Consider the following 25,770-nt stretch of genomic DNA (forward strand, 5'->3'; position numbering starts at 1 on the left):
GAAAGGACTCTCATCAATGGCCAGTCCCTCCCGATCGCAGCCAGCCGATTCGAATGCGGCCGGGCAAGCATCGGCCACCGCGACGGTCACGACGCTGAGCGAGGACGAGCTCAGCTCGGCCGCGCAGCGGGAACGGCGTAAGCGAATTCTGGATGCGACGCTCGCACTGGCCTCCAAGGGTGGTTACGACGCGGTGCAGATGCGCGCGGTGGCCGAACGCGCCGATGTCGCGGTCGGCACGCTGTACCGGTATTTCCCGTCCAAGGTGCATCTGCTCGTTTCCGCGCTCTCACGGGAATTCGAGCAGATCGAGGGCAAACGCAAACCGCTCGCCGGCCAGACGCCGAACGAGCGCATGCATCTGCTGCTGACCCAGATCACCCGAATGATGCAGCGCGACCCCTTGCTCACCGAGGCGATGACGCGCGCGTTCATGTTCGCCGACGCCTCGGCCGCCGCGGAGGTCGACCGGGTCGGCAAGGTGATGGACCGAGTATTCGCCAGGGCCATGAACGACGGCGAGCCCACCGAACGCCAGTTGGCGATCGCGCGGGTGATAAGCGATGTCTGGCTGTCGAATCTGGTCGCCTGGCTGACCAGACGCGCCTCGGCCACCGATGTGACCGAGCGACTGGAACTCACCGTGGATCTACTGCTCGGCGATAATGGCGCCGGTAGCCGCTAGCAACCGAGCAGTTGAACAATCGACACATGCGCCCATACGGCCCAGCGGCCAGCCGTAATTTCAGTCACATCCACCGCTGACGCAACCCCGACGGAGCGAGTCTTACGAGCGACCGTTCGCGGCCCGTCTCGCGTCCGAGCCGTCGAAGCGCATGCGCCGCACGTGTAGGACTCGACCATCCGGCGCGTGCGCATCGGCGGCCGAACGATCCGCCGTCGGTGCCCCCAACGGAGTGAGTCGTACGAGCGACCCGTCCGCGGCCCGTCTCGTGTCGGAGTCGTCGAAGTGCCTGCGCTGCACGTGTAGGACTCGACCATCCGGCGCGTGCGCATCGGCGGCCGAACGATCCACCACATCAACGACCCCAACGGAGCGAGTCTTACGAGCGACCCGTTCGCGGCCCGTCTCGCGTCCGAGTCGTCGAAGCGCATGCGACGCAGGCGCGAGTCTCGACGACTCGGACGCGAGACAGAAGGGGCCGCGAACACGCAGCGCCGCAGGCGCTGCAAATCCAACACTGCGCACGCCACGCGGCGCGCTTCGGTGCGGCAAATTCAACAAAGTATTGTCACGCGTGCCCCGGAAAAAACTCCTCCGATCACTAGGTTGGATGCGTGAGCGCACAGGATCTGCCACTGGAACTTCGCCGTGCACTGTCGACGGTCGCGCGCGTGCCACGGCTTTTGGTCGCATCGGACTACGACGGGACGATCGCACCCATCGTGTCCGACCCGGCAAAAGCTTTTCCGCATCGGGAATCGGTAAGCGCGCTACGAGCGCTTGCCGGTCTCACCGGAACGACCGCCGCCGTGATCTCCGGCCGTGCCCTGCGAGATCTCGCGGCATTGTCGCGACTTCCGGTCGAGGTGCAACTTATCGGTAGTCATGGTTCGGAATTCGATGTGGGTTTCGTGCACGCCATCGACAATGACGCCAAACAACTGCTGGTCGAGGTCCAGACCAGCCTGACGCAGATCGCTTCGGAGAATCCCGGCGCCAGCGTCGAGATCAAACCGGCCAGCGTCGCGCTGCATGTGCGCAATGCGAGTCCGGAAATCGGGCTGCGCGCACTCAAGGCGGTGCGCCAGGGTGCGGCCTGCTGGGTCGGCGTGCAGGTGACCGAGGGTAAATCGGTTATCGAGCTCGCGGTGATCCAGACAGATAAGGGCGTCGCGCTCGATACCGTCCGGCATCAGGAGGGCGCTTCGGCCGCGGTGTTCTTCGGCGACGATGTCACCGATGAGAAGGCCTTCCGGATGCTCTCGGGCCCCGACGTCGGCATCAAGGTCGGCGACGGCGAGAGCCTGGCCAAATACCGGGTGGACACCACCGAGGCGGTGTCCTGGGCGCTGGCCTACCTGCTCGAGGAACGGCGCACCTGGTTGGCGGGCGCGAGCGCGCCGCGCATCGAGCGGCTGAGCATGCTGGCCAGTCCGCGCTCGGTGGCGCTGCTCACACCCGACGCGACTGTCACCTGGTTCTGCCACCCCGAACCCGATTCGGCCGCGGTCTTCGCCCATCTGCTCGGCGGACCGCAGGCCGGACACTTCACCATCGAACCGGAACGTCCCGGGCTGCCGCTGTCGCAGCGCTACGTCGACGGCACGATGACCGTCGAAACCCGCTGGGCCAAACTGCAAGTGGTGGACTACCTGCCGCACGATGTGGCGCCCACCCGCACCGACCTGACCCGAGTGATCACCGGCGATGCCAAGGCGGTCGTAACCTTCGCGCCCCGACCGGAATTCGGTCAGGTACCGGTCAGCATCGAAATCGAATCGAACGGACTGCGCGTGGTCGGCACCAATGACCCGATGGTGCTGCGCTCGCCCGGTGTGCACTGGCAGATCCACTCCGACGGTATGCACAGCTCCGCGCGCGCCGTCGTCGATCCGTCCCGTGGCCCGATCGTGCTGGAAATGCGCTGCGGCACCCAGGATCTCGCGCCCGCCATGGTCAGCGAACCGGAGCGGCGCAGGGATGCCGAGGACTACTGGTCCAAGTGGGCGGCCAAATTGCAACTGCCGCCGCTGAAGCCGGATCTGATGAAGCGTTCGGCACTCACGCTGCGCGGGCTGGTGCACGCGCCGTCGGGTTCCATCCTGGCAGCCGCCACCACCTCGCTGCCGGAAGATATTGGTGGCGTACGCAACTGGGACTACCGCTACTGCTGGCTGCGTGATGCCTCGCTCACCGCACAGGCACTGGTGTCACTCGGGTCGCTGACCGAGGCCGAGGAATTCCTCGGCTGGGTGCATGGGGTCCTGGAGACGCTGCCCGGGCCGGAGCGCCTGCACCCGCTGTACACGCTCTACGGCGAAACCCTGCCGCCCGAAGCATCGATCGATCAGCTGCCCGGCTATGCGGGTTCGCGTCCGGTCCGCGTCGGCAATGCCGCGAATATGCAAGTGCAGCTCGATGTTTTCGGTCCGATCGTCGATCTCATCGCATCACTGGCGCACGGCCGCGAGGCGAAGGGGCTGACCGATCCGGCCAAGGCACTGCCCGACGCCGACTGGGAACTGGTGCACGCCATGGTCTCCGCGGTGCAGCGGCGCTGGCAGGAACCCGACCACGGCATCTGGGAGATCCGCGGCAACCCGCGCCACCACGTGTACTCGAAGGTGATGGGCTGGCTGACCGTGGACCGGGCGATCACACTCGCGCAGCGGTTCCAGCGTCAGATCGATCCGCTCTGGATCACGTTGCGCGACACCATCGCCGACGAGGTGAAGTCCAAGGGCTGGAACGACGACGTCCAGTCCTACACCGCCGCCTACGACGGCACCGATCTGGACGCGGCCACCCTGCACATCGGCCTCAGCGGACTGATCGACCCGTCGGATCCACGCTTCGCGGCGACGGTCGTCGCCACCGAGGCGGAGCTGCGCAGCGGCTCGACGGTGTACCGGTACCACCACGACGACGGACTGCCCGGCGGCGAGGGCGGCTTCCACCTGTGCGCGGCCTGGTTGGTCGAGGCGTATCTGCTGATCGGTAAGCGCTCGGATGCCGAGGCGCTGTTCGCGCAGCTGGTCGATGTCGCCGGACCGACTGGTCTGCTCAGCGAGGAGTACGACCCGGTCGCCGAGCGCTCACTCGGCAACCATCCACAGGCATACAGCCATCTCGGCCTGCTGCGCTGTGCACAGCTGTTGGGTAAGCCGGTGGAAGCGTTCGTCTGAGCCGACCGCCATACAGTTCCGGGCCCGCGAACCGATCGGTTCGCGGGCCCGGCCCGTATCCACCCACGAAGTGATGCGGCAAACATCGACTCGTGCTGAACAGGGCCTCCTGCTACAGTTCAATTGGTAACGATTTCCATTATGATCTAGAGCACGCTCAGATCTGCCGTACTGCCAGGAGTACCCCGCGCGTGAGCACACGGATTGCCATCAAATTCGCCGGTATCGCCGTGGGGGTGGCCACCGCACTGGCCCTCACCGCATGCGGTAGTTCGAAGGATTCGGATAAGCCGAACGTCGTCGCATCCACCAATGTCTGGGGCAATATCGCGGCAACCATCGCGGGCCCGGATGCCTCCGTGACCGCGCTGATCACCGATCCCGCCGCCGATCCGCATTCGCACGAGACCTCGGCCGTGGAATCGGCCAAGATCAGCGATGCCGATCTGGTCGTCTTCAATGGCGGCGGCTATGACGAGTTCATCGAGAAGGCGATCCAGGGCAAGGACAAGCGCACCGTCGACGCATTCGAATCCCGCGCCGACAAGAGCGACGAGAACGAGCACGTCTTCTACGACATCGGCACGGTGAGCACGGTCGCCGACCGGATCGCGAGCACCCTCGGCGAAATCGACTCAGCCCATGCCGCCGCCTACACCGACCGCGCCGCCGCGTTCAAGAGCCAGTTGACCGCGATCACCGCCATCGCCACCAAGATCGCGGGCGAGCACCCCAAGACCCCGGTGCTGCAGACCGAACCGCTGGCACACTACCTGCTGGTCGCCGCCGGAACCCAGGATCTGACCCCGCACGAATTCCAGGAGGCGATCGAGCAGGAGACCGATCCGGCTCCCGCGGCCGTCGCCGCCACGCAGGATCTGCTGACCGGTAAGAAGGTTCGCGCGCTGATCTACAACATCCAGACCGAGGACAAGATCACCAAGGATTTGCGGGCGCTCGCGCAGTCGAATGGCCTACCCATTGTCGAAGTTACCGAAACGCTGCCTGACGGCGTGGATTACATTCAGTGGCAGACCAAGAACGCCCAGGCCTTGGCCGCGGCGCTGGCCTGATCTTTATGACAGCATCGCATAGCGATTCCGTGAGGGGTGGTGGCCAGGTGACGGGTGGGCCAATGGGAGCCGCGCTGACCACCGAAGATATCGACAAGGTGGAGCGGCGGTCCGATACCCGCTCAGCCGCCGTAAAACTCGATTCCGCCAGCTTGTCATTCGGCGAACGTGCGCTCTGGCAAGGGCTGGACCTGGAGATCGCGCCCGGTGAATTCGTCGCGGTTCTCGGGCCGAACGGATCCGGTAAAACCTCGCTGCTGAAGGTGCTGCTCGGGCAGCTCGCACTCAGCTCCGGCACGGCCGATATCGCGGGTGGGCTCGCACGGGCCGGCAATCCCGATATCGGCTATGTGCCGCAGCAGAAGACGATCGATGCCGGTGTGCAGCTGCGCGGGGTCGATCTGGTCGGACTCGGCGTCGACGGGCACCGCTGGGGCCTCGGACTGCGGCGTCGCGCCGAGCGCAAGCGCAAGGTCCGCGCGGCCATCGCCGATGTCGGCGCGGAGAAATTCGCTTATGCGCCACTGGAATCCATGTCCGGCGGCGAACAGCAGCGGCTGCGGGTCGCACAGGCGTTGGTCGGCGATCCCAAGGTGCTGCTCTGCGATGAACCGCTGCTGAGCCTCGATCTGGCCAATCAGCGGTTGGTTTCGGAACTGATCGATCGACGCAGGCGAACCCATGACACCGCAGTGCTTTTCGTGACGCACGAGATCAATCCCATTCTGCCGCTGGTGGATCGGGTGCTGTATCTGGTCGACGGGAAGTTCCGGATCGGCACGCCGGACGAGGTGATGACCTCGGCAGTGCTCTCGGAGCTGTACCAGACCGAGGTCGATGTGCTGCGGGTGCGCGGGCGGCTGGTCGTCGTCGGCACCGGCGACACCATGGACGCGCTCGGTGCGGCCGGTGCCCAACACTGCGCAACGCTTTCCGACGAGCTGCCCGAATCGGCTGGGGTTCGTTCGTGAACGACAAGCTGTCCGATGTCGTCTCGAAGATGTTCGACTTCACCACCACCGCGGACCTGCTCTCGTATTCCTTCGTCCAGCAGGCGGTATTCGCGGCCGCGCTGCTCGGACTGCTGGCCGGTGTGATCGGGCCACTGATCATCAGCAGGCAGATGTCGTTCGCGGTACACGGCACCAGCGAACTCTCGTTGACCGGCGCGGCCGCCGCGCTGCTCGCCGGAATCGGAGTCGGGCTGGGCGCGATCGTCGGCTCGGTGGTGGCGGCGGTGCTGTTCGGTCTGCTCGGAACCAAAGCCAGGGAACGCGATTCGGTGATCGCGGTGGTGCTGTCGTTCGGACTCGGACTCTCGGTGCTCTTCCTGTGGCTCGGTCCCGAACGCGCCGGATCGAAATTCTCGCTGCTGACGGGTCAGGTGGTCAGCGTCGGCTACAACGGGTTGACACTGCTGCTGACCTGCACCGTTTTGGTACTCGCCGTACTTGCGGTGGTGTACCGGCCGCTACTTTTCGCGAGTTCGGATCCCGAAGTCGCACTCGCACGCGGGGTTCCGGTGCGGACACTTTCGGTGGTGTTCGCGGTCATGCTCGGTATTACCGCGGCCTTCGGTGTGCAGATCGTCGGCGCGCTGCTGGTGCTCGCGCTGCTCATCACGCCCGCGGCCGCCGCGGCGCAGCTGACCGCGAATCCGGTGCGCGCCACGGTATTGGCGGTGGTGTTCGCGGAAACGGCGGCGGTGGGCGGCATCCTGTTGTCGCTCGCGCCGGGCGTCCCGGTCTCCACCTTTGTCACCACCATCTCCTTCCTGATCTACCTGGTCTGCCGAGTCATCGGTCCCCGACGCCGTCAGGCCGCCCGTGCCCGCTGACAAACCGCGTGGATGCCGCGTACCTGTTTGCCCACAAGGCACGAAATAGCCGGCAACCCCATGTGTGAAGCGCAAATATTTGCGCGGCGCTCCCAGATAGGCCCAGTACGCATCCGGACTACGGGGCACAGCGCGCCCTGGGCGGGACCATGGTGGGCCGTGCGGATGACAGCGCGCGCCCGCCGATTGCCGCGCGGGCATTTGCCCGCCCCGCACGAAATAGTCGGTAATCCATGCGTGGCGCGCCAACATATGCGTAGCACCGCTCCCCGATCGGTCCCAGCGCGTACCGGTTGCCGGGCGCACCCCGTGCGGGACCATGGCGCACCCCGTGCGGGACCATGGCGCACCCCGTGCGGGACCATGGCGCACAGGCCAGGTGCTCGCGCTGGGCGAGCACCTGGCCTGTGCGGTGGATCAGGCCGTGAACAGGGCGATCAGGACCACGATCGAACCACCGAAGACGATGACGTGGCGCAGGTTCTGGAGATACGGGGTCACCCAGCGGGGGAAGGCGGCTCCGGCCACGTCGAGGAGGTTCCGGACGTCGATGCGGGCCAGTTCCGGGTCGCCCTTGCGGGCGAAGGCGGCCTGGACGCTCTTGGCGGCCGTCAGGTTGCTGTACAGGATCGCGACATTGCCGAGCAGAACCAGCACCTGGAAGACCAACGACAGCGTCCGGCCCCAGTCGTTGCCCGCCAGATTCAGCACGGCCATCGCGGTCATCACCAGCGCGATCCCGACCGGGGCCCAAGTCTCATGGCCACCGGCGTCGAACCGCATACCGTTCTCCGCGAGGACCCCGGGGCGCACATCCTGACGGGCCAATTCGGCATCGGCGGCGGTCTGGGCGGCGGCCCCGTAGCGGTGGCGTACCAGCGGGATGCTGACGAAGGCGAGAGCGATCAGCAGCTGGGCGACGGCGGCGACGGTCATCATGGCGATTTCTCCTCATCGAGTTGTTCGTCGAGTGGGCTCCTCGAATGACCGAACGATCTCCCGCCGCGCTGACAGCGCGCTGACACCTGGTCGGCCCGCGCTGACATCAGGAATCAGCGCAGGTAAACAGGGACATAGCGGCCGATTACCTTGTTTGATGGCAGTCGCCTTCAGTCGCACTGCCTCGGTTTCGTATGCTCGACCCACGCGCCCCATCGAACGAATGGTGACCAATGATCGACTTCACGATTCCCGCCGAACTCGCCGCCGAACGCGACCGGGTCCGACAGTTCGTCATCGACAAGATCGTCCCCTTCGAGCGCGATCCGCGACTCACCTCGCACGGCCCCACCGACGAACTGCGCCAGGAACTCGTCGAGCTGGCCCGCGCGGAGAAACTGCTGACCGTGCAGGCCCCCGAGGCCCTCGGCGGGCGCGGCCTCACCCATATCGAGCAGGCCGTGATCTACGAGGCGGCGGGCTGGTCCACCCTCGGCCCGGTCGCCATGAACTGCGCCGCGCCCGACGAGGGCAATATGTTCCTGCTCTCCAAGATCGCCAACCCGGAACAGGTCGAGCGCCACCTCGCACCCGCCGTCGCCGGACACCGGCGCACCGTCTTCGCCATGACCGAACCGGACGGCGCGGGTTCGGATCCGAATCAGCTGGCCACCGAGGCCGTCTTCGACGGCGAGAACTTCACCATCAACGGCCGCAAATGGCTCATCACCGGCGCGGACGGCGCGAAGACCTGGATCATCATGGCACGGGTCGCACCGAACCCCCATGTGCCCGACGGCCCGACGCTGTTCCTGACCGAGGGCGACCAGCCCGGCATCGTCATCGAACGCACCATGAACACCATGGACCGCAATTACGTCGGCGGTCACGGCGTGGTGCGCTTCGAAAATCTGGTGCTGCCCAAGGACGCGCTGCTCGGCGAGACCGGTAAGGCGCTGCGCTACGCCCAGCTGCGACTGGCCCCGGCCCGGCTCACCCACTGCATGCGCTGGCTCGGTGCGGCCGAACGCGCACAGTCCATCGCCGTCGAATACGCCAGGACCCGCACCGCCTTCGGCAAACCGATCGGCGACCACGAAGGCGTGTCGTTCATGCTGGCCGATAACGAGATCGCACTGCATCAGTGCCGCCTCACCATCTGGCACGCCTGCTGGCTGATGGACCAGGGCGAGAAGGCCAGGCACGAGAGCTCGATCGCGAAGGCATACGTCTCCGAGGAGCTGTTCAAGGTCGCCGACCGCTGCGTCCAGGTGCTCGGTGGCATCGGCATCAGCGATGAGACGGTCGTCGAAATGATCTTTCGCGACATGCGCGCCTTCCGTCTTTACGACGGCCCCACCGAGGTACACAAATACGCCATCGGCCGCCATGTGCTGGGTTGAATGGCAGCGCCTTCGGCGCTGCGTGTTCGCGGCCCCTGGTGTCTCGCGTCCGAGCCGTCGAGACTCGCGACTTCGTCGCATGCGCTTCGACGACTCGGCTGTGTTCGATGGCCGCGCCTTCGGCGCGGACGCGAGACGGGCCGCGAACGTCGCTCGTAAGACTCGCTCCGTGGGGGTGATCAGTGCTTGAACGGCCTTCGTCGGGACGGGCACGCAGCCGCGCGGGTCGACTACCATCCAGTGACATGAGTTCGGAACTGCTCGTCGATGTCTCCGCGGGCATCGCCGTCCTCACGCTCAATAGACCCGCACAGCAGAATGCCGTCACGCCGGCCATGGCCGCCGAATTGAGTGCGGCACTACAGCGATGCGATGTCGAGGATGCAATTCGCGCGGTCATCATTACCGGCACGGCGCCCGCGTTCTGCGCGGGCGCGGATCTGTCCAACCGGGTCGGCGAGGTCAGCGCGACCATCGAACCGGCGCCGTGGCGGGTGCGCAAACCGGTGATCGCGGCGGTGAACGGGCATGCGGTCGGTATCGGACTCGCGCTGGCCCTGCAATGCGATCTGCGGTACATGGCACAGGACGCCGTCTACGGACTCAATCAGGTGCGTCGCGGGGTACTCGCCGACGGCTACGCGCACTGGACGCTGCCGCGGCTGGTCGGCATGGCCAATGCCGCCGACATCATGCTGACCGGTCGCACCTTCGATGGCGACGAGGCCAAGGCCATGGGCCTGGCCAATGGCTGCCTGCCCGCGGGCGAGGTGCTGCCGACGGCACTCGCCATCGCCCACGACATCGCGAATGGGGCGGCGCCGCTGCCGGTGGCACTGTCGAAGCGGCTGCTATGGGAGAGCCTCGGCATGAGCCCGGCCATGGTCGGTCAACTGGAGACCGATCTGAACGAGCACGTCGGCAAGAGCATCGACGGTGGTGAGGCGATGGCGGCCTTCCGGGATCGCCGTCAGCCCAATTGGACCGGCAGAATCAGCGAGGAATGGCCGGCCTGGGACAGCAAGGGCGAAAACCAACGGCCCAGCCTGGATTGACTCGCTTGCTTACGCGCGGCCGCCGATCAGGATGAGCAGAAAAACGATCGCCATGCAGACCATGAGGATCGTGCCGACAACGCCGAGGACGTAGCCGACCAGCACCTGGGCGCGGCCGCCGTAACCGCCGTGGGATTCCTCGATCTGGTCGAGCGCGCGTCTGCCGAGCGCCCACGCCACCGGTCCCAGCACACCGCAGCAGAACACACTCGCCGCACCGAGCGCCAGCACGGCCGTCGCATGCGGATGCTCGATCGTCTCCTTGGGAGCCTGGTTCGGGATGACCACGAGTCGAATTCTACGGGGCCGGAGTCGATTTGCGGTTCAACCCCGGCAGCCGATTCGTCCGATCGACCGCGATCGCTGACTTGCGGTCCGCCCGTTGCGGTTCGAACCCGTCGCCGATTCGCCGGCGAGCCAGCCGGCTTCCGGGGCTCAGGCCCGGCGCTGACGCGCGATCTCGGAGAGTACGACGCCGGCCGCCACGGAAGCGTTCAACGATTCCACCGGACCCGCCATCGGGATGCCGAGGATCGAATCACAGGTCTCGCGAACCAGCCGGGACAGGCCCTTGCCCTCCGAACCGACCACGATCACGGTGGGAATGCTGCCGTCGAAATCATCGAGAATGGTGTCACCGCCCGCGTCCATACCGACGATCTGGAACCCCCGCGAAGCCCAATCCTTCAGTGTGCGAGTGAGATTTGTCGCGCGAGCGACCGGAAGCCGGGCGGCGGCACCGGCACTGGTCCGCCAGGCCACCGCGGTCACGCTCGCGCTGCGCCGCTGCGGAATCAACACACCCTGGCCACCGAAGGCGGCCACCGAACGGATCACCGCGCCGAGATTGCGCGGATCGGAAATATTGTCCAGCGCCACCAGCAGCGCGGGTTCGGCCGAATCCTGGACCCGCGCAACCAGATCATCCGGATGGGCGTACCGATAGGGCGGCACCTGCAGCGCAACACCCTGATGCAGTCCGTTGGCGCTCAGCCGATCCAGGTCGGTGCGCGGCACCTCGAGGATCGAAATTCCCGCATCTGCGGCAATCTTCACACTTTCGGTGAGCCGGTCGTCGTTCTCGGTGCCAACCGCGACGTACAGCGCGGTCGCGGGCACACCCGCACGCAGACATTCGACGACCGGATTGCGGCCGAGCACCATCTCCGGACCGTCGTCGCTCTTGCGTCCGGCCGGGCGCGTGCCACCGCGCGGCCCCGGCCTGCCTTGCGCGGCGGCCTTCGCCTTTGCCGCCGCACGCTTGGCGGCGGGATGTTTGGTGCGCGCCTCGGCGGGCGGGGTCGCACCGCGCGGTTCCAGACCGCGCCGACGCTGTCCACCCGAGCCGACGACCGCGCCCTTCTTGCTGCTGCCCTTACGAATCGCGCCTCGACGCTGCGAATTACCTGCCATCAGTTCGCCTTTCCACGCTGTACCGCGCCCGGCGAATGCTGTGCCGCGCCCAGCGACCATTCCGGACCCTGTGCGGTATCTGTCACTTCGATTCCGGCGGCCTGCAACCGGTCCCGCGCCGCATCGGCGCTGGCCCAGTCCTTCGCGGCGCGCGCCTGCTGGCGGCGGTCGAGTTCGGCACGCACCAGGACGTCCAGGGCATCCAGCGCCACGGAATTGTCCTGTGGGGTGTACCACTGAGGGTCGAACGGGCAGACGCCGAGGATATTGAGCATGGCCCGGACCTGCCCGGCCAATTCGACCGCCTCATCGATCGCGCCCGACTCCAGCGCCTTATTGCCCTCGTGCACAACACGGTGCACCTCGGCCAGGGCCCGCGGAATCGCAAGATCGTCGTCGAGCGCCTCGGCGAACGCATCGGTCCACTTGCCGACCGCGATCTCACCGGCCCGCTCGGCCACCCGATGTACGAACGCCTCGATGCGCTGATACGAGGCCGCGGCATCGGAGAGCGCCTTATCCGAGTACTCCAGCATCGAGCGGTAGTGCGCGCTGCCCAGGTAGAACCGAAGTTCAACGGCCCGAACCTTTTTCAGCACATTAGGCACCGAGAGCACATTGCCGAGCGATTTGGACATCTTCTCGCCGCCCATGGTCACCCAGCCGTTGTGCAGCCAGTACTGCGCGAAACCGGCACCGGCCGCCTTGGACTGGGCGATCTCGTTCTCGTGGTGCGGGAAGACCAGATCCATTCCGCCGCAATGGATATCGAATTCGGAGCCGAGGTAGAACTCGGCCATCGCGGAGCATTCCAGATGCCAGCCGGGCCGACCGGGACCCCACGGCGACGGCCAGGTCGGCTCGCCGGGTTTGGCGGCCTTCCACAGCGTGAAGTCGCGCGGATCGCGCTTGCCCGCACCGGCGCTCTCACCCTGGTGCACGTCATCGAGTTTGTGCCCGGAGAGGCTGCCGTATTCCGGATAGCTGACCACGTCGAAGTAGACGTTGCCCTCCGAGGCATAGGCGTGCCCGCGTTCGATCAGCCGCTGCATCAGATCGATCATCTGGGTGATATGGCCGGTCGCGCGTGGCTCTACCGAAGGCGGCAGTACGCCGAGGGTTTGGTAGGCGTTGTCGAAGGCGCGCTCGTAGGTGGAGGCCCATTCCCACCAGGGCCGACCCGCTTCGGCGGCCTTGGTCAGGATCTTGTCCTCGATATCGGTGACATTGCGGATGAACCACACGTCGTAATCGTGTGCGAGTAGCCAGCGCCGTAGTACGTCGAATGCGACTCCGCTGCGCACATGGCCGATATGTGGTTCCCCCTGCACGGTGGCGCCACAGAGGTACACCGAGGCACGGCCGGGGACCAGTGGCGCGAAATCGCGCATGGTCCGCGTGTCGGTGTCAAAAAGGCGCAGAGTCACGGAAGTCGATCCTAGCTGGTAGATAAGGCCGTTCACGGAGCGGCTCAGGTCGGCGGGAGCTGGATCAGCGACACTCTTGTAGCAGGGCGGTAGCCACTGCCGCAATGCCCTCGCCGCGACCGGTCAGCCCGAGGCCGTCGGTTGTGGTGCCCGACACCGAGATCGGGGCGCCGAGCAGCTCGCCGAGCACCTCTTGGGCCTCGGCACGACGCGGTCCGATCTTCGGCCGATTGCCGATCACCTGGACCGCCGCGTTGACTATTTCGAAGTCCGCCTCGTCAAGGAGCCTTCGCACTTCTTTGAGCATGGCCGCGCCGGAAACGCCTGCCCATTCCGGCCGTCCGGTGCCGAAAACCGCGCCGACATCGCCGAGTCCGGCCGCGGAAAGCAGCGCATCGCACAGTGCGTGCGCGGCGACATCGCCGTCGGAATGTCCGGCGCAGCCGTCGTCGCCGTCGAAGAGGAGACCCGCCATCCAGCACGGCCTGCCCGCTTCGATGGGATGGACATCGCTGCCGATGCCGACGCGCATACTCATGACCGGCCCGCCATCCGCGCACCGTCCAGCACGGCATTTGCCAGCAGCAGATCGAGCCGGGTGGTGATCTTGAAAGCCATGGGGTCGCCCGGAATGGTGCGGACCCGGGTGCCGAGCAGTTCGACCAGCCCGGCGTCATCGGTGGCCTGCAGGCGCTCATCGGCATAGGCCGCGCGCAGCAAGTCGGCGGCGAAACCCTGCGGAGTCTGAATGGCGCGCAGACCGGCGCGGTCGGGCGTACCGGTGACCTCACCGCGCGCGTCGACGGATTTGATGGTGTCGACCACCGGCAATGCGGGCACCACGGCTTCGGCACCGGCGCGCAGTTCCGCGACGACCCGGGCGATCAGCTCGGGCGGGGTCAATGCGCGGGCGGCGTCGTGCACGAGGAAGTGGGCGGCATGGGGGGCGGCGGCGATACCGCAGCGCACCGAATCGGTGCGCTCGGCGCCGCCGATGACCACGCGCACCGACTCCGAGGGCGGCAGCAGGGCAACGGCGCTCTCGACGAGTTCGGTGGGGACCATCACGATGATCCGGTCGACCGCCCCGGAGGCGATCAGGCCGTCGACGGCCAGCCGGACCATAGGTGTGCCGCCGACCGTGACGAACGCCTTGGGTGTCGATTCACCCAGACGAACGCCACGGCCGGCGGCAGGCACCAACGCAACGACGGATCCGTCGTTGTTAGAAACGTTCACGGTCAGGAAGCCGCGGCGAGAACCTCATCGAGGAGCGTCTCGGCCTTGCCGTCATCGGTCCCCTCGGCGAGCGCGAGCTCACCGACGAGGATCTGACGGGCCTTGGCCAACATCCGCTTCTCACCCGCAGACAGACCGCGGTCCTGCTCCCGACGCCACAGGTCGCGAACGACCTCGGCCACCTTGTTCACATCGCCGGAGGCGAGCTTCTCCAGGTTGGCCTTGTAGCGGCGAGACCAGTTAGTCGGTTCTTCGGTGTGCGGCGCACGCAGCACCTGGAAGACTCGGTCGAGACCCTCCTGGCCGACGACGTCGCGCACGCCGACATATTCGGCGTTCTCTGCGGGAACGCGAACAGTCAGGTCACCTTGGGCGACCTTCAGGACCAGATACTCTTTCTGCACACCCTTGATGGTGCGAGTCTCGATTGCTTCGATCAGCGCCGCTCCGTGGTGGGGGTAAACGACGGTGTCTCCGACCTTAAAAATCATGTGTCCCGTGCCCCTTTCGATGTTCACAGTTTAACATGCGACTCGGTAACGGCGCGATCAACTGTGCAGGTCAGGGCCACAACGAGCCAACCGCGGGGGTTGACAGAACCGGCGCGGTGTGCATTACGTTGTGCCAGAACAGGTTATCGACCGGCGCGGATAGCACACCGGACGGTCCGCGAACCCAGCAGCGTGTCCGCAACTGCGCCGCGTTCTCGGAAAACCGTTACCTAACGGATGCCAACCGCCAGGGTGTCCAACCCATCCAGCCCTGGGAACCACGAGCCGACAAAGTGTCCGCGAACACGCCCCGAACCCGGCCACCACGGAGCGAGTCTTACGAGCGACCCGTTCGCGACCCGTCTCGCGTCCGAGCCGTCGAAGCGCGTGCGCCGCACGTGTAGGACTCGACCATCGGGCGCGTGCGCATCGGTGGCCGAACGATCCACCATCAGTGACTCCAACGGAGCGAGTCTTACGAGCGACCCGTTCGCGACCCGTCTCGCGTCCGAGTCGCTGAAGTGCCTGCGCTGCACGTGTAGGACTCGACCATCCGGCCCGTGCGCATCGGCGGCCGAACGATCCACCATCAACGACCCCAACGGAGCGAGTCTTACGAGCGACCCGTTCGCGGCCCGTCTCGCGTCCGAGCCGTCGAAGCGCATGCGCCGCAGGCGCAAGTCTCGACGGCTCGGACGCGAGACACCAGGGGCCGCGAACACGCAGCGCCGCAGGCGCTGCAATTAGACAGAGCCCGCGCGCCCGCGCTGCGGAGGCTACTACTACGCTGCCTAGTTACTACTCTCCCTAGCGGAGTGAGCCCGGTCGACATGGAGGGACAACCCGTGACTGCCCTGAAAGCTGTGACCGCCTCGACAGGGGCGCGTCGTCGCATGGTTTCGGTTGCCGTGCTCGCCGCCGGAGCGGCGCTCGTGCTGTCCGGCTGTAGTGCAGGCCAGATCTCGCAGACCGCGACCCAGGTCGCCGCGGTCAACGGCAATCACGCCGACATCGACCGGATCTCGCTGCGCAATGTGCACATCGTCTTCCCGGCCACGGGCACCGACTACACCAACGACAAGGGCGGCAAGGCGATCGTCGCGCTGTCGGTTGTCAACAACGGCGAGACCGTCACCGACGAGCTGACCAGCATCACCACCGACCTGGGCACCGTGAAGATCACCCCGCCCGCAGGCGCCTCGGCCTTCCGGATCGCCCCGCAGCAGACCATCGTCGCGGCGACCTCCCCCACCACCGCGACCGCCGCCAAGTCCGATGAGCACGGTGCGACGCCGAGCAGCTCCGCCGCGCCGACCACCAGCGCCGCGCCCGGCTCGCACGGCGCCGGCCCGGCCGACGACAAGACCGCCGTCGATCCGGAGAAGAAGCCGGGTCTGATCGAGATCACCGGTCTGACCAAGGACATCATCCCCGGCCTCACCTACCCGGTGACGTTCAACTTCAAGCAGAACGGCACCGTGACCGTGCAGGTCCCGGTCGACGCCGGTGCGGTCACCGAACGGCATGAGGGCCAGACCGCCGCGACCGAGGGCGAGCACAAGGGCGGCCACTGATCAGATCTCCTGAGGGAGACTGCGCAGTAGGATTGCCGACGCAACAACTGATCTCGTAAAGACATGGGTAACTCGTCGGGCACACCCAGCACTGTTCGAATGCCCGACCGCCGGTCCGGGTCATGACTTTCGAGGCACTCACGACCGGCAAAAGATTCGGAGAGGCGGGGGAGCGCGCCTGTGGCCAAGACCAAGTCGATCTTCCGATGCTCCGAATGCCGGTACGAGGTCGCCAAGTGGGTGGGCAAATGCCCGGATTGCGGCGCATGGGGCACCGTCGACGAGGTAGCTGGATCGGCGGCGACCGCGGCATCACTGGTCGGGCGCAAGGCCATGCTGCCGAGCACCGCCGCCGCGCCCATCTCGCATATCGATTCGAACATCACCAAGGCCAGGCCGACCGGGGTCGAGGAACTCGACCGGGTGCTCGGCGGGGGCATCGTGCCCGGATCGGTCGTACTGCTCTCCGGTGAGCCCGGTGTCGGCAAGTCGACGCTGCTGTTGGAGGTCGCTCATCGTTGGGCCGCTCAGCGCGATGAGAAGTCGCTGTATGTCACCGCGGAGGAATCGGCCGGACAGGTTCGGCTGCGCGCCGACCGGACCAATGCTGTGCACGAAAGGGTCTATCTCGCAGCGGAATCGGATCTGTCGATCGTGCTCGGCCATGTCGAACAGGTGCGCCCGACGCTGCTGGTGGTCGACTCGGTGCAGACCATGCTCGTACCGGAGGTGGACGGCACCATCGGCGGCGTCACCCAGGTGCGCGCGGTGGCGGCGGCGCTCACGTCACTGGCCAAGGCAAGCGGCATTGCGGTGCTGTTGGTCGGACATGTCACAAAGGACGGCAATGTCGCGGGCCCGCGCACGCTCGAACATCTGGTGGATGTGGTGCTGCAGTTCGAGGGCGACAAGAACTCCACACTGCGTATGGTGCGCGGCATCAAGAACCGCTTCGGCAGCTCCGACGAGGTCGGCTGTTTCGAATTGCACGATGACGGAATCTCCTGCGTCACCGATCCGTCCGGGCTGTTTCTGCACCACCGCACCGATTCGGTATCGGGTACGGCGGTCACGGTCGCGATGGACGGTAAGCGGCCGCTGGTCGCCGAGGTACAGGGCCTGACCGTGCACACCGAGATCCCGAATCCGCGGCGGGCGGTGAGCGGGCTGGACTACAACCGGGTCGCGATGGTGCTCGCCGTACTGCAGAGCCGCGGGCGGGTGTTCCTCGGCAAACACGATGTGTACGCCGCGACCGTCGGCGGTATGCGCCTGCTGGAACCCGCGGCGGATCTCGCTGTGGCACTTGCCATTGCGAGTGCCGAGCGCGATCAGGCGCTGCCGGTCGGCTGGGTCATCCTCGGTGAGGTCGGGCTGGCGGGCGAGGTGCGCCGGGTCACCGGCCTGGAGCGCAGACTCGTCGAGGCCGAACGCCTCGGCTTCACCACCGCGCTGGTCCCTCCCGGTTTGGCACGCACCAAGAGCGGCATGAAGATCCACGAGGTGACCGACGTCAAGACGGCCATCCGCCTCGCGGGCCTGCGCAAACAGCGCGCAGCAACCACCGAAACCGCCCCAGACTTCTGAGCCGGCAATAGCTGTCAGACAACCTGAGTGATCACGCACAGCCAGTGGTTATCACGCACAAGCCAGAGCCTATGCGCGATGACCACTGGATATGCGACAGCGCTCGAGGTCAGGCGATATTGAAGGGTTCGGCGGCACTGCGGAGTGAGCCCAGTTGGGCGACAACGGCGTATGCGCCTGGCGGGACCTGGACGCGGTCGCCCGCACAATTGGGTTGAGAGGTCGAGCCGGACCAGGTGACCATGAAGGCCGCCTGTTCGCCGCGGTTCAGGGTGCGGATGTCGGGGGCGCCGTCCGGGTAGCAGTCGGTGCTCGACCAGAGGCGGCGCTGGCCGTCGAGGCTGGTCACCGAGACCTGCTGCAGTCCGGAGCCGACATCGCGCGAACAGGCCGTGGACGAGATATTGGTGATCACGATGCCGAATACCGGATTCTCACCGGCCTTGTAGGTCGGCTGCTCGACGGTCACCTTCACCGCCAGCGACTGATCCGGGCAGATACCCGCGGCGACCTGGCTGCCGCTCGCAGCCGCGGCGGTAGTGCCGGAGGGCTTCGCGCTGGATTCGCCGGTGGTCGGCGGCGGCGTCGAGGAGGATGCGCCCGCGGGCTTATTCGTCGCCGCCGCGGAACTGGTCGCGGCCGCCTTTGTCGTACCGGGCGAATCGCCGCCGCGCGTAACCGTCAATACCAACCAGATCACCAGTGCGAGCGCCACGACCAGAACACCTACGGCGAGCGCGCGGCGTCGCCAATAGATCTCCGGAGGCAGCGGTCCATTCGGTTCCAGCACGGAGTCAACGGTAAGGGCACGATCCGGTGCAGCGACTCAGGACCCCGGCGTGTCGGATCGGAAAACCCGCGCGCGGCAGGTAAATTCCGCTCCCACCGTTGGATGTCTCGGATCGGCCGTATCAGACCAGCTCACCGATATTGCCGACGACCCGCTGCAACTTGACTTCGCCCTCGGCCAGTTTGTATGTGACGCAGGCGATCGCGCATTCACCCGTCGCGACGCGCTGCGAAATGATCATCGAGCGCTGCATGAGCAGTCGGCTGGTCTCCACCACATGCCTGGCCTCCATCTCGTCGACGGTGGACAGCCCCTCCCGGCGCCCGATCAGAATCGACGGCGTGACTCGCTCGACGACACTGCGGATGAATCCGCCGGGCACCTCGCCGCCGTCCAGCGCGTCGATGGTGGCTTTCACCGCGCCGCAGCTGTCGTGGCCCAGCACCACGATCAGCGGCACGTTCAACACCTGCACCCCGTACTCGATCGAGCCGAGCACCGAACTGTCCACCACATGGCCCGCGGTGCGCACGACGAACATATCGCCGAGGCCCTGGTCGAAAATCAGCTCGGCGGCAACGCGGGAGTCACCGCAGCCGAAGAGGATCGCGTGTGGGTGCTGGCCGCTGACGAGCTTGGCCCGGTCGGCCGCTCCCTGACTAGGATGCAGCAGGTTGCCGTTCACGAAGCGTGCATTGCCCTCGCGAAGGGATTTCCAGGCACTGATCGGGTTGGAATCCGGCATACCGACCATTGTGCACATCGCAGTGGTTACCAGCGAGTCCGTTTCGTTACGGCTCGGCAAATATCGACCAGCCGCAGGACAATAGGAACGGTGAGGGCAGTGTCGGAGGGCGGCGCAGCGCAACAGCGTGCAGGCGGAAAACCCAAGATCACGATGGGTACCAACCGGGTGGATGCCGAATCGTTGCTGGACTGGTACCGGGAGACCGCGCGGGATCTGCCGTGGCGACGCAAGGACGTCACCGCCTGGCAGATCCTGATGAGCGAAATCATGCTCCAGCAGACGCCGGTGGTGCGGGTCGAGCCGATCTGGCGGGAGTGGGTCGCGCGCTGGCCGGTCCCGTCGGCCATGGCGGCCTCGTCGCAGGCCGAGGTGCTGCGCGCCTGGGGCAAGCTCGGATATCCGCGGCGGGCGCTGCGACTGCACGAATGCGCGAAGGTGCTCGCCGAGGAACACGGTGACGAGGTGCCGACCGATGTCGATGTGCTACTCGGTCTGCCGGGTATCGGCGCGTATACCGCACGGGCGGTGGCCTGTTTCGCCTACGGGCAGCGAGTTCCGGTGGTGGACACCAATGTTCGTCGGGTGGTGGCGCGTGCCGTGCACGGGCGCGCGGAGGCCGGTAATCCGTCGTCGCGTGATCTGCCCGAGACCGAAGCGCTGCTGCCGCGCCGAATCGACCATGCCGCAATGTTTTCCGCCGCGCTGATGGAACTCGGCGCGACGGTGTGCACGGCACGCACGCCCGACTGCTCGCGTTGCCCGCTGCCGCAATGCGCGTGGGTTTCGGCGGGCAGGCCGGTCTCCGATGTGGTGCGCAAGACGCAGAAGTACGAGGGCACCGATCGCCAGGCGCGCGGTCGGCTGCTCGACGTGTTGCGCGACGCGACCGGTCCGGTCGAGCGAATCCGGTTGGATCTGGCCTGGACTCGCGATCCCGGCCAGCGCGACCGAGCTCTGGACTCCCTGCTCGTCGACGGCCTCATCGAACAAACCCCTGACGGGTTGTTCGCGCTCGCCGGTGAGGGCTAGCACAACCTCATGCGGGAAGGTTCAGGACTTTCCGGAGGAATGCTTCGACCTCGGTGCGGTAGCGCTCCGGTTGGTCGTCGTGCACCAGGTGGCCCGCGTTCGGGATGCGGACGTAGGCGGCGTCCGGGTGGACGTCGGCCATCTGCCGCATCTGGCCCTCGGGGGTGATGGTGAATTCGCCTTCGAGCAAGAGCACGGGCGCTTCGACCGCGCGCCATTGCGCCCAGAAGTCGCGGGTGCCCCACTCCTCGGAGATATCGCGGAAGGTGGCGACCGAACCGTGCAGGCGGTAGCCGTCGGGGCCGTGCTCGAAGGAGTCGAGAAAGTAGCGACCGGCGACCGGGCCGAAGAAATCCAGCACCGCGTCCGCATCCGGAAACGGCTGCGGCCACGCCTCGATCATGGCCGCCCAGTTCGCGGCGGTGCGGCCGCGGAAGTCGGGGGCGATATCCTCGACCACCAGCGCGCGCACCCGCTCCGGATACCGCGCCGCGAAAACCCAGCCGTGCAGCCCGCCCATCGAATGTCCGATGACCACCATGGGTTCGGAAATTTCGGCGGTGGCCGCGGCGAGGTCGTCGATGAAGGCCTCGGTGGTCAGTTCCACGGGCGCGGGACGACCGTGACCGGCGGCGTCGAAGGTGTAGACGTGGCCGAACTCCCGCAGCCAGGACAGGTGATCGCGCCAAGTGCGGGCACTGCCCATCAGTCCGTGCAGCAGCAGGATCGGCACCCCCGCGCCGCCTTCGTCATACAACACTGTGCCATTTTGCAGTATTTTTGGCCGCGGCTCCGCCGCGGCGTGTTCGCGGCCCCCTTCTGTCTCGCTCGTAAGACTCGCTCCGAAGTTGGAGAGTCTCGCAGTCAACTCGACTCCGATGGACTACGTCGCATGCGCTGCGGGGTGTCCGGTTGGCGCGGACGTATCGTCGGAGCCATGGCTGTTGTGAAGATCAATGCGATCGAGGTTCCGGAGGGCGCGGGCCCCGAGTTGGAGAAGCGATTCGCCCATCGCGCGCACGCGGTCGAGGGCTCGCCGGGCTTCCTCGGCTTCCAGTTGCTGCGGCCGGTGGCCGGGGAGAACCGGTACTTCGTTGTCACCCAGTGGGATTCGGAGGAATCGTTCGCGGCGTGGCGGGACGGACCCGCACGCGAGGCGCACGCAGGCGAGCGGCAGAAGCCGGTTTCGACGGGTGCCTCACTGCTGGAATTCGAGGTCGTACTGGACGTTGCGGCCAAGTCCGCTTCCTGAAATCGCTGGACAGACGCGGCGCGCGACTCGCCCATCCCGGCCTGGGCAAGTCGCGGGCTGTGTTGACGCCGAGTACGACCGGATGTCACAGTTCGAAGGACAAACGCGAGGGTGACGCGGTAATTCGGTGAAATTTCGAAGCGGTCGCGCCACTGTGTTCTTGCACCGAGTCCTCGGTGCCGGAAAGCCAGACACCGGCACCTTCGCACCGAACAACTCACGGGACGCGCATCCCTAGGAGGACTCGAATGGCTATCGCGCATTCACCGAGTCGGGCAACTGATTCACTCGGCACACTGCTCATCGCAGTGGGCGTCGTTCTTCTCGCATTGCTCACGCTGTACCTGGTCGGCTTCGACCAGGGCGTCATCTCGCGCAGCGGGATGTACCTGCATGAGCTCATGCACGACGGACGTCACCTGCTCGGTGTGCCGTGCCATTGATCGGATCGCTAAAGACCCTGCTGCTCCGTGGCCTGCTGGCCGGCCTCATCGCCGGTCTGCTGGCCGCGACAGTGGGCTATTTCGTCGGCGAACCCAAGATCGACGCCGCCATCTCCATCGAAGAGGCCGATACCGCAAAGTCCGCCGAGCACGCCCAGGAACCAGCTGGGCATACGCACGGTGACGAGGAAGAACCGCTGGTCAGTCGGTCCGGGCAGAAGTTCGGGCAGTTCCTTGCGCTCGGACTCGCCGGGCTCGCGCTCGGGGCGATCTTCGCTTCGATCGCGCATTTCGCACGCCGGTACACCGCCTTGTCGGGGCCGAAGCTCGCGCTCGGATTGGCATTGGCCGGTTGGACCGCGATCGTGGCGGTGCCGTTCTTCAAGTACCCGGCCAATCCGCCCGCCGTGGGTGAACCGGACACCATCAACCAGCGCACGCTGCTGTGGTTGGCGGCGGTGCTACTCGGACTGGCTGCCGTCGGTGTCGGGCTGTACGTCTACAAACTGCTTGCCGCGCAACTCGATACGGTCCGGCTGATCGCCGGGGTCGCGGCATTCGTGCTCATCGTCGTACTCGGGTACATCCTGTTGCCCGGTGTGAACGAGGTGAAGGACGACTTCCCGGCCGTACTGCTGTGGCAGTTCCGTGCGACATCGCTCGGCGAGACGGCCACCCTGTGGGCCTGCCTCGGCCTCGGTTTCGCGGCGCTCACCGAATTCGCCACGCGCGATAGCACTCCGGTACGAGAAACAGCCGCTACCCCAGGCTGATCCGGAGTTCGGACCGCGAAGGGCAGTGTCGGTTGTATGACCGGCACTGCCTTTTCCGTACGGCCACGAACCGACCCGCCACGCTCGGTTTCCGTAGCATTCACCGCGCTCGTCATCGCGCTGCTTTGCGGTGTCGGCGAGGCCATCACCTACACCGCCGTCCAATTGGACCGCCCGAATGCCGATATCGGCTCGCTCGCAACAGGTCTGGCTATTCGCGGCGGCATCTACCTGGTGGTTCTCGGCGTTGCGGTCCAGATGGCGCGCGGTGCCCGCTGGGCCAGGATGGTGCTCACCGTCGGCATCGGCGTAGTCGGCCTGGCCTCGCTGATCATCGAACCACTGGCAGCCACGTTGTCCGCCAAGCAAATCGGCGACCTGTTCGACAACCTCACCGCATCCGCAGTGATCACCGGAACCTTCCGCACCGGGCACATCCTGGCCGTCTTGGTTGCCATCCCCGCCATGTACCATCCGACCGCCCGCCGCTACTTCGCGAGGGAATCGGCGGCGCGAAGGTAGCGGCTACTCGCACAGGCTATTTGATATGCGCGGTAGTCACCTGTTGTGCGACAGCGTTATTGCCAGCCGGGGCGGACCAGGCCGGATTCGTAGGCCATGACCACGAGTTGGGTGCGGTCTCGGGCGTCCAGTTTCATGAGGATGCGGCTGACATGGGTGCGGGCGGTGGCGGGGCTCATGAAGAGCCGTTCGCCGATTTCGGCATTGGTGAGGCCCTCGGCCACCAGGGTCATGACCTCACGCTCGCGGTCGGTGAGTTCGGTGAAGGCGGCGGGCGGGGGTTGTTTGGCGTGGGCGGAGAATTCGGCGATGAGGCGGCGGGTGACACCGGGTGAGAGCAGGGCGTCACCCGCGGCGACGACTCGGATCGCGCGGACGAGGTCGGCGGGTTCGGTGTGTTTGACCAGGAACCCCGTCGCGCCCGCGCGCATTGCTTCGAAGACGTATTCGTCGAGTTCGAAGGTGGTAAGCACGACCACCTTCACGTCGGCGAGTTTCGGATCTTCGGCGATCATTCTGGTGGCGGCAAGGCCGTCCAGGACCGGCATTCTGATATCCATCAGGACCACGTCGGGGGTCAGGCTGCGGGTCATGCGGACGGCCTGTTCGCCATTATCGGCCTCGCCCACCACCTCGATGCCGTCCTGCGCGTCGAGCAGCGCGACGAAACCGCCGCGCACCAGGGCTTGATCGTCGGCAACCAATACCCGGACGGGCCCGCCCGCGTCCCTCGAATTGCCGCCATTCATCGCGCCTCCTCCTGAGCCCCTACCTCGGACGGTAGCCGGGCCACCACGCGGAATCCGCCACTGGGCCGCGGACCCGCGATGAGCTGACCGCCGAGGGCGTGTGCGCGCTCGCGCATGCCGAGAATGCCGTTGCCGCCGCTCGGTCCGGACTTCGATTGTGTGCCGGTGGCGCGAGCGTTGTCGATGGTGATCTCGACCGAATCGGCGGCATAGCGGATGGTCACCGCGGCCGGTGCGCCGGGCGCGTGGCGGACCACATTGGTCAGCGATTCCTGGATGATGCGGGCCGCCGCCACATCGACGACGCTGGGCAGTTTGTGTGCAGTGCCGATTATGCGGGTGTCGACCGTGAGGCCGGCGGCGCGGGTGCGCTGCAGCAATGCGTCCAGGTCCTCGATGCTCGGGGCCGGGCTCCGCGGGGCGGGCGGCCGGGCCTCGACGCTGTGGGCAACCGAATTATCTTGGGCCCGTTCGGATTCGCGGCGCGCGAGTGCCGATTCCGGCTCGACATCCGATTCATCCACTTCGGCCGCGCCGGGTGTCGGGCTGCCGCTGCGGATCGCGTGCAGCAACGTATGCACCTCGGCCAACGCATCCTTACTCGCCGTTTTGATCGCCGCGAGAGCCGATTCGGCCTGTTCCGGCTTCTTGTCGAAGAGCTCCAGCGCCACCGAGGACTGGACATTGATCAGCGAAAGGCTATGTGCCAGCACATCGTGCAGCTCGCGGGCAATGGCGAGCCGTTCCTCGCTGGCCCGTCGCTCACGCTGCGCCTCCTCATCGCGGCGCGCCGCCTCGGCCCGCTGCCTGCGCGCCACCAGCACCGCCTGGCGCTGACGGATCCCCTCCGCGATCGCGACCAGCACACCCAGCCAGGCGATCATGCCGAATGCCAACCACGGGTCGGCCGGATGTCCGACCAGCGCGGGCAGCGGCCAGAGCAGCGCGAGATAGCCGATCGGCGCGAGCGGATATGTCCACCAGCGCGATCCGACGATCGCGGCGCTGATGAATGCGATCACGAGCGAGACGAAGATCGGGCCGTAGCCGTAGCCGCGCAGCAGGTACACCGCGCAGGACGCGATCGTCACGAGCAGCGCGGGCAGCGGGTAGGAACGGCGTAGCAATAACGCCACCGGTCCGATGAGCAACAACACATAGCCGAATGCGTCGAGCGAGTGCACTCCGGTCTGGCGCAGGTTGGCATTGCGTCCCCCGACGACCTGGATCGCCGCGACGACGAGCGCGAGCACCCAGTCCTGCACGACCGGGCCACGTTTCGATTCCCCTGGCGCTGTCACACTTGCAGCCTATTAGCCCGGACGCGCCACGACGTCCGCCGCGCTACGTATGCTCCCCCGCCTCCCCGAATATTTTGCCGGCCGCTGGTGTCCCAACGGTCACGTCGCGGGCCATCGGTCGAGGTGACAGCCAGGTTTTGGGCGTTCCCGACGGGTTACCCGTGTGCCTGCGAAATCGGTCGTCGTGTCCGCTGTCACCGTGCTTCGTAGGCCGCCGTACGTACGTCGAGCATCGCCGCGCGACGGATGTGTCAC

The 25,770-nt window shown here is 66.4% G+C and carries 26 protein-coding genes and 1 riboswitch; of the genes, 14 read left to right on the forward strand and 12 right to left on the reverse strand.

From position 1 onward, the window contains the following. Positions 1-16: 16 nt before the first annotated feature. The 5 genes from kstR to OIE68_RS29590 all read left to right on the forward strand — a co-directional run bounded on the left by kstR (position 17) and on the right by OIE68_RS29590 (position 6,780). Entirely contained in the window at positions 17-685 is a 669-nt protein-coding gene (kstR, locus tag OIE68_RS29570; RefSeq protein ID WP_327094322.1) for a cholesterol catabolism transcriptional regulator KstR, read from the forward strand. A gap of 614 nt (positions 686-1,299) precedes the next feature. Then, positions 1,300-3,870 (forward strand): trehalose-phosphatase, encoded by a 2,571-nt coding sequence (gene otsB, locus OIE68_RS29575; protein ID WP_327094323.1) that lies wholly within the window; start codon positions 1,300-1,302, stop codon positions 3,868-3,870. A gap of 191 nt (positions 3,871-4,061) precedes the next feature. Beyond that, entirely contained in the window at positions 4,062-4,943 is an 882-nt protein-coding gene (locus OIE68_RS29580) for a metal ABC transporter solute-binding protein, Zn/Mn family (protein WP_327094324.1), read from the forward strand. 62 nt (positions 4,944-5,005) lie between these two features. Further along, positions 5,006-5,914 (forward strand): metal ABC transporter ATP-binding protein, encoded by a 909-nt coding sequence (locus OIE68_RS29585; protein WP_419150815.1) that lies wholly within the window; start codon positions 5,006-5,008, stop codon positions 5,912-5,914. A gap of 29 nt (positions 5,915-5,943) precedes the next feature. Next, positions 5,944-6,780, forward strand: coding sequence for a metal ABC transporter permease (locus OIE68_RS29590; RefSeq protein WP_419150816.1), 837 nt, complete (start codon positions 5,944-5,946; stop codon positions 6,778-6,780). A 417-nt stretch (positions 6,781-7,197) separates the two neighbouring features. Here OIE68_RS29590 and OIE68_RS29595 read toward each other — a convergent pair whose 3' ends face one another. After that, the gene (locus OIE68_RS29595) at positions 7,198-7,719 is read right to left on the reverse strand and encodes a hypothetical protein (RefSeq protein WP_327094327.1); all 522 of its coding nucleotides are present in this window, start codon (positions 7,717-7,719) and stop codon (positions 7,198-7,200) included. A gap of 233 nt (positions 7,720-7,952) precedes the next feature. On the opposite strand from OIE68_RS29595, the gene OIE68_RS29600 reads away from it, so the two are divergent. Both OIE68_RS29600 and OIE68_RS29605 read left to right on the forward strand, forming a co-directional pair. Then, entirely contained in the window at positions 7,953-9,122 is a 1,170-nt protein-coding gene (locus tag OIE68_RS29600) for an acyl-CoA dehydrogenase family protein (RefSeq protein WP_327094328.1), read from the forward strand. Positions 9,123-9,367: 245 nt separating this feature from the next. After that, positions 9,368-10,177, forward strand: coding sequence for an enoyl-CoA hydratase/isomerase family protein (locus tag OIE68_RS29605; RefSeq protein ID WP_327094329.1), 810 nt, complete (start codon positions 9,368-9,370; stop codon positions 10,175-10,177). Positions 10,178-10,186: 9 nt separating this feature from the next. Here the strand turns inward: OIE68_RS29605 and OIE68_RS29610 are convergent, their stop codons facing one another. From OIE68_RS29610 to carD, 6 genes are all read right to left on the reverse strand, one after another. Next, entirely contained in the window at positions 10,187-10,465 is a 279-nt protein-coding gene (locus OIE68_RS29610) for a DUF4190 domain-containing protein (protein WP_327094330.1), read from the reverse strand. A 147-nt stretch (positions 10,466-10,612) separates the two neighbouring features. Further along, the gene (rlmB, locus tag OIE68_RS29615) at positions 10,613-11,590 is read right to left on the reverse strand and encodes a 23S rRNA (guanosine(2251)-2'-O)-methyltransferase RlmB (protein WP_327094331.1); all 978 of its coding nucleotides are present in this window, start codon (positions 11,588-11,590) and stop codon (positions 10,613-10,615) included. Next, complete coding sequence (gene cysS, locus OIE68_RS29620) at positions 11,590-13,017, reverse strand: cysteine--tRNA ligase (protein ID WP_327094332.1); 1,428 nt, start codon at positions 13,015-13,017, stop codon at positions 11,590-11,592. The genes rlmB and cysS overlap by 1 nt, the downstream gene beginning before the upstream one ends. Before the next feature lie 64 nt (positions 13,018-13,081). Beyond that, entirely contained in the window at positions 13,082-13,549 is a 468-nt protein-coding gene (ispF, locus tag OIE68_RS29625; RefSeq protein WP_040686208.1) for a 2-C-methyl-D-erythritol 2,4-cyclodiphosphate synthase, read from the reverse strand. A gap of 2 nt (positions 13,550-13,551) precedes the next feature. Continuing rightward, a complete protein-coding gene (gene ispD, locus OIE68_RS29630) occupies positions 13,552-14,256 on the reverse strand; it encodes a 2-C-methyl-D-erythritol 4-phosphate cytidylyltransferase (RefSeq protein WP_327094333.1) in 705 nt (234 codons plus the stop codon). A 2-nt stretch (positions 14,257-14,258) separates the two neighbouring features. After that, positions 14,259-14,747 (reverse strand): RNA polymerase-binding transcription factor CarD, encoded by a 489-nt coding sequence (gene carD / locus OIE68_RS29635; protein WP_040686206.1) that lies wholly within the window; start codon positions 14,745-14,747, stop codon positions 14,259-14,261. Positions 14,748-15,592: 845 nt separating this feature from the next. On the opposite strand from carD, the gene OIE68_RS29640 reads away from it, so the two are divergent. Both OIE68_RS29640 and radA read left to right on the forward strand, forming a co-directional pair. After that, the gene (locus tag OIE68_RS29640; protein WP_327094334.1) at positions 15,593-16,321 is read left to right on the forward strand and encodes a hypothetical protein; all 729 of its coding nucleotides are present in this window, start codon (positions 15,593-15,595) and stop codon (positions 16,319-16,321) included. 180 nt (positions 16,322-16,501) lie between these two features. Next, entirely contained in the window at positions 16,502-17,908 is a 1,407-nt protein-coding gene (gene radA, locus OIE68_RS29645; RefSeq protein ID WP_327094335.1) for a DNA repair protein RadA, read from the forward strand. A 109-nt stretch (positions 17,909-18,017) separates the two neighbouring features. On the opposite strand, the gene OIE68_RS29650 is transcribed toward radA, so the two are convergent. Beyond that, complete coding sequence (locus OIE68_RS29650; protein ID WP_327094336.1) at positions 18,018-18,698, reverse strand: hypothetical protein; 681 nt, start codon at positions 18,696-18,698, stop codon at positions 18,018-18,020. A gap of 121 nt (positions 18,699-18,819) precedes the next feature. Further along, positions 18,820-19,443, reverse strand: a complete 624-nt coding sequence (locus OIE68_RS29655) for a carbonic anhydrase (protein WP_040686204.1) — start codon at positions 19,441-19,443, stop codon at positions 18,820-18,822. Positions 19,444-19,596: 153 nt separating this feature from the next. On the opposite strand from OIE68_RS29655, the gene OIE68_RS29660 reads away from it, so the two are divergent. Further along, a complete protein-coding gene (locus OIE68_RS29660) occupies positions 19,597-20,475 on the forward strand; it encodes an A/G-specific adenine glycosylase (RefSeq protein WP_327101846.1) in 879 nt (292 codons plus the stop codon). A 7-nt stretch (positions 20,476-20,482) separates the two neighbouring features. Here the strand turns inward: OIE68_RS29660 and OIE68_RS29665 are convergent, their stop codons facing one another. Then, positions 20,483-21,235 carry an alpha/beta hydrolase gene (locus tag OIE68_RS29665; protein WP_327094337.1) on the reverse strand — a complete coding sequence of 251 codons (753 nt, stop codon included), beginning with the start codon at positions 21,233-21,235 and terminating at the stop codon, positions 20,483-20,485. A 177-nt stretch (positions 21,236-21,412) separates the two neighbouring features. On the opposite strand from OIE68_RS29665, the gene mhuD reads away from it, so the two are divergent. From mhuD to OIE68_RS29685, 4 genes are all read left to right on the forward strand, one after another. After that, positions 21,413-21,727 carry a mycobilin-forming heme oxygenase MhuD gene (gene mhuD, locus OIE68_RS29670; RefSeq protein WP_040686177.1) on the forward strand — a complete coding sequence of 105 codons (315 nt, stop codon included), beginning with the start codon at positions 21,413-21,415 and terminating at the stop codon, positions 21,725-21,727. A gap of 65 nt (positions 21,728-21,792) precedes the next feature. After that, positions 21,793-21,945: riboswitch (cobalamin riboswitch) on the forward strand. A gap of 30 nt (positions 21,946-21,975) precedes the next feature. Next, positions 21,976-22,170: a CbtB domain-containing protein gene (locus OIE68_RS29675; RefSeq protein ID WP_040686176.1), complete on the forward strand. Its 195-nt coding sequence runs from the start codon at positions 21,976-21,978 to the stop codon at positions 22,168-22,170. Further along, positions 22,161-22,943: a CbtA family protein gene (locus OIE68_RS29680; RefSeq protein WP_327094338.1), complete on the forward strand. Its 783-nt coding sequence runs from the start codon at positions 22,161-22,163 to the stop codon at positions 22,941-22,943. The genes OIE68_RS29675 and OIE68_RS29680 overlap by 10 nt, the downstream gene beginning before the upstream one ends. Positions 22,944-22,979: 36 nt before the next feature. After that, positions 22,980-23,465, forward strand: a complete 486-nt coding sequence (locus OIE68_RS29685) for a hypothetical protein (RefSeq protein WP_327094339.1) — start codon at positions 22,980-22,982, stop codon at positions 23,463-23,465. A 56-nt stretch (positions 23,466-23,521) separates the two neighbouring features. On the opposite strand, the gene OIE68_RS29690 is transcribed toward OIE68_RS29685, so the two are convergent. Continuing rightward, positions 23,522-24,214 carry a response regulator transcription factor gene (locus OIE68_RS29690; protein ID WP_327094340.1) on the reverse strand — a complete coding sequence of 231 codons (693 nt, stop codon included), beginning with the start codon at positions 24,212-24,214 and terminating at the stop codon, positions 23,522-23,524. Beyond that, positions 24,211-25,515 carry a sensor histidine kinase gene (locus tag OIE68_RS29695; protein WP_327094341.1) on the reverse strand — a complete coding sequence of 435 codons (1,305 nt, stop codon included), beginning with the start codon at positions 25,513-25,515 and terminating at the stop codon, positions 24,211-24,213. The genes OIE68_RS29690 and OIE68_RS29695 overlap by 4 nt, the downstream gene beginning before the upstream one ends. Positions 25,516-25,770: the final 255 nt, after the last annotated feature.

The organism is Nocardia vinacea (genome assembly GCF_035920345.1).
Classification (GTDB): domain Bacteria; phylum Actinomycetota; class Actinomycetes; order Mycobacteriales; family Mycobacteriaceae; genus Nocardia; species Nocardia vinacea_A.

Excerpts from the sequence above, each read along its gene's own strand:
- ispF (WP_040686208.1), bottom strand. The coding sequence starts at position 13,549 with ATGCGCGTCGGCATCGGCAGCGATGTCCATCCCATCGAAGCGGGCAGG.
- OIE68_RS29605 (WP_327094329.1), top strand. The coding sequence starts at position 9,368 with ATGAGTTCGGAACTGCTCGTCGATGTCTCCGCGGGCATCGCCGTCCTC.
- OIE68_RS29675 (WP_040686176.1), top strand. The coding sequence starts at position 21,976 with ATGGCTATCGCGCATTCACCGAGTCGGGCAACTGATTCACTCGGCACA.
- OIE68_RS29585 (WP_419150815.1), top strand. The coding sequence starts at position 5,006 with ATGGGAGCCGCGCTGACCACCGAAGATATCGACAAGGTGGAGCGGCGG.
- OIE68_RS29660 (WP_327101846.1), top strand. The coding sequence starts at position 19,597 with ATGGGTACCAACCGGGTGGATGCCGAATCGTTGCTGGACTGGTACCGG.
- OIE68_RS29595 (WP_327094327.1), bottom strand. The coding sequence starts at position 7,719 with ATGATGACCGTCGCCGCCGTCGCCCAGCTGCTGATCGCTCTCGCCTTC.
- carD (WP_040686206.1), bottom strand. The coding sequence starts at position 14,747 with ATGATTTTTAAGGTCGGAGACACCGTCGTTTACCCCCACCACGGAGCG.
- mhuD (WP_040686177.1), top strand. The coding sequence starts at position 21,413 with ATGGCTGTTGTGAAGATCAATGCGATCGAGGTTCCGGAGGGCGCGGGC.
- OIE68_RS29590 (WP_419150816.1), top strand. The coding sequence starts at position 5,944 with ATGTTCGACTTCACCACCACCGCGGACCTGCTCTCGTATTCCTTCGTC.
- OIE68_RS29690 (WP_327094340.1), bottom strand. The coding sequence starts at position 24,214 with ATGAATGGCGGCAATTCGAGGGACGCGGGCGGGCCCGTCCGGGTATTG.
- OIE68_RS29655 (WP_040686204.1), bottom strand. The coding sequence starts at position 19,443 with ATGCCGGATTCCAACCCGATCAGTGCCTGGAAATCCCTTCGCGAGGGC.
- OIE68_RS29685 (WP_327094339.1), top strand. The coding sequence starts at position 22,980 with ATGACCGGCACTGCCTTTTCCGTACGGCCACGAACCGACCCGCCACGC.
- kstR (WP_327094322.1), top strand. The coding sequence starts at position 17 with ATGGCCAGTCCCTCCCGATCGCAGCCAGCCGATTCGAATGCGGCCGGG.
- OIE68_RS29600 (WP_327094328.1), top strand. The coding sequence starts at position 7,953 with ATGATCGACTTCACGATTCCCGCCGAACTCGCCGCCGAACGCGACCGG.
- rlmB (WP_327094331.1), bottom strand. The coding sequence starts at position 11,590 with ATGGCAGGTAATTCGCAGCGTCGAGGCGCGATTCGTAAGGGCAGCAGC.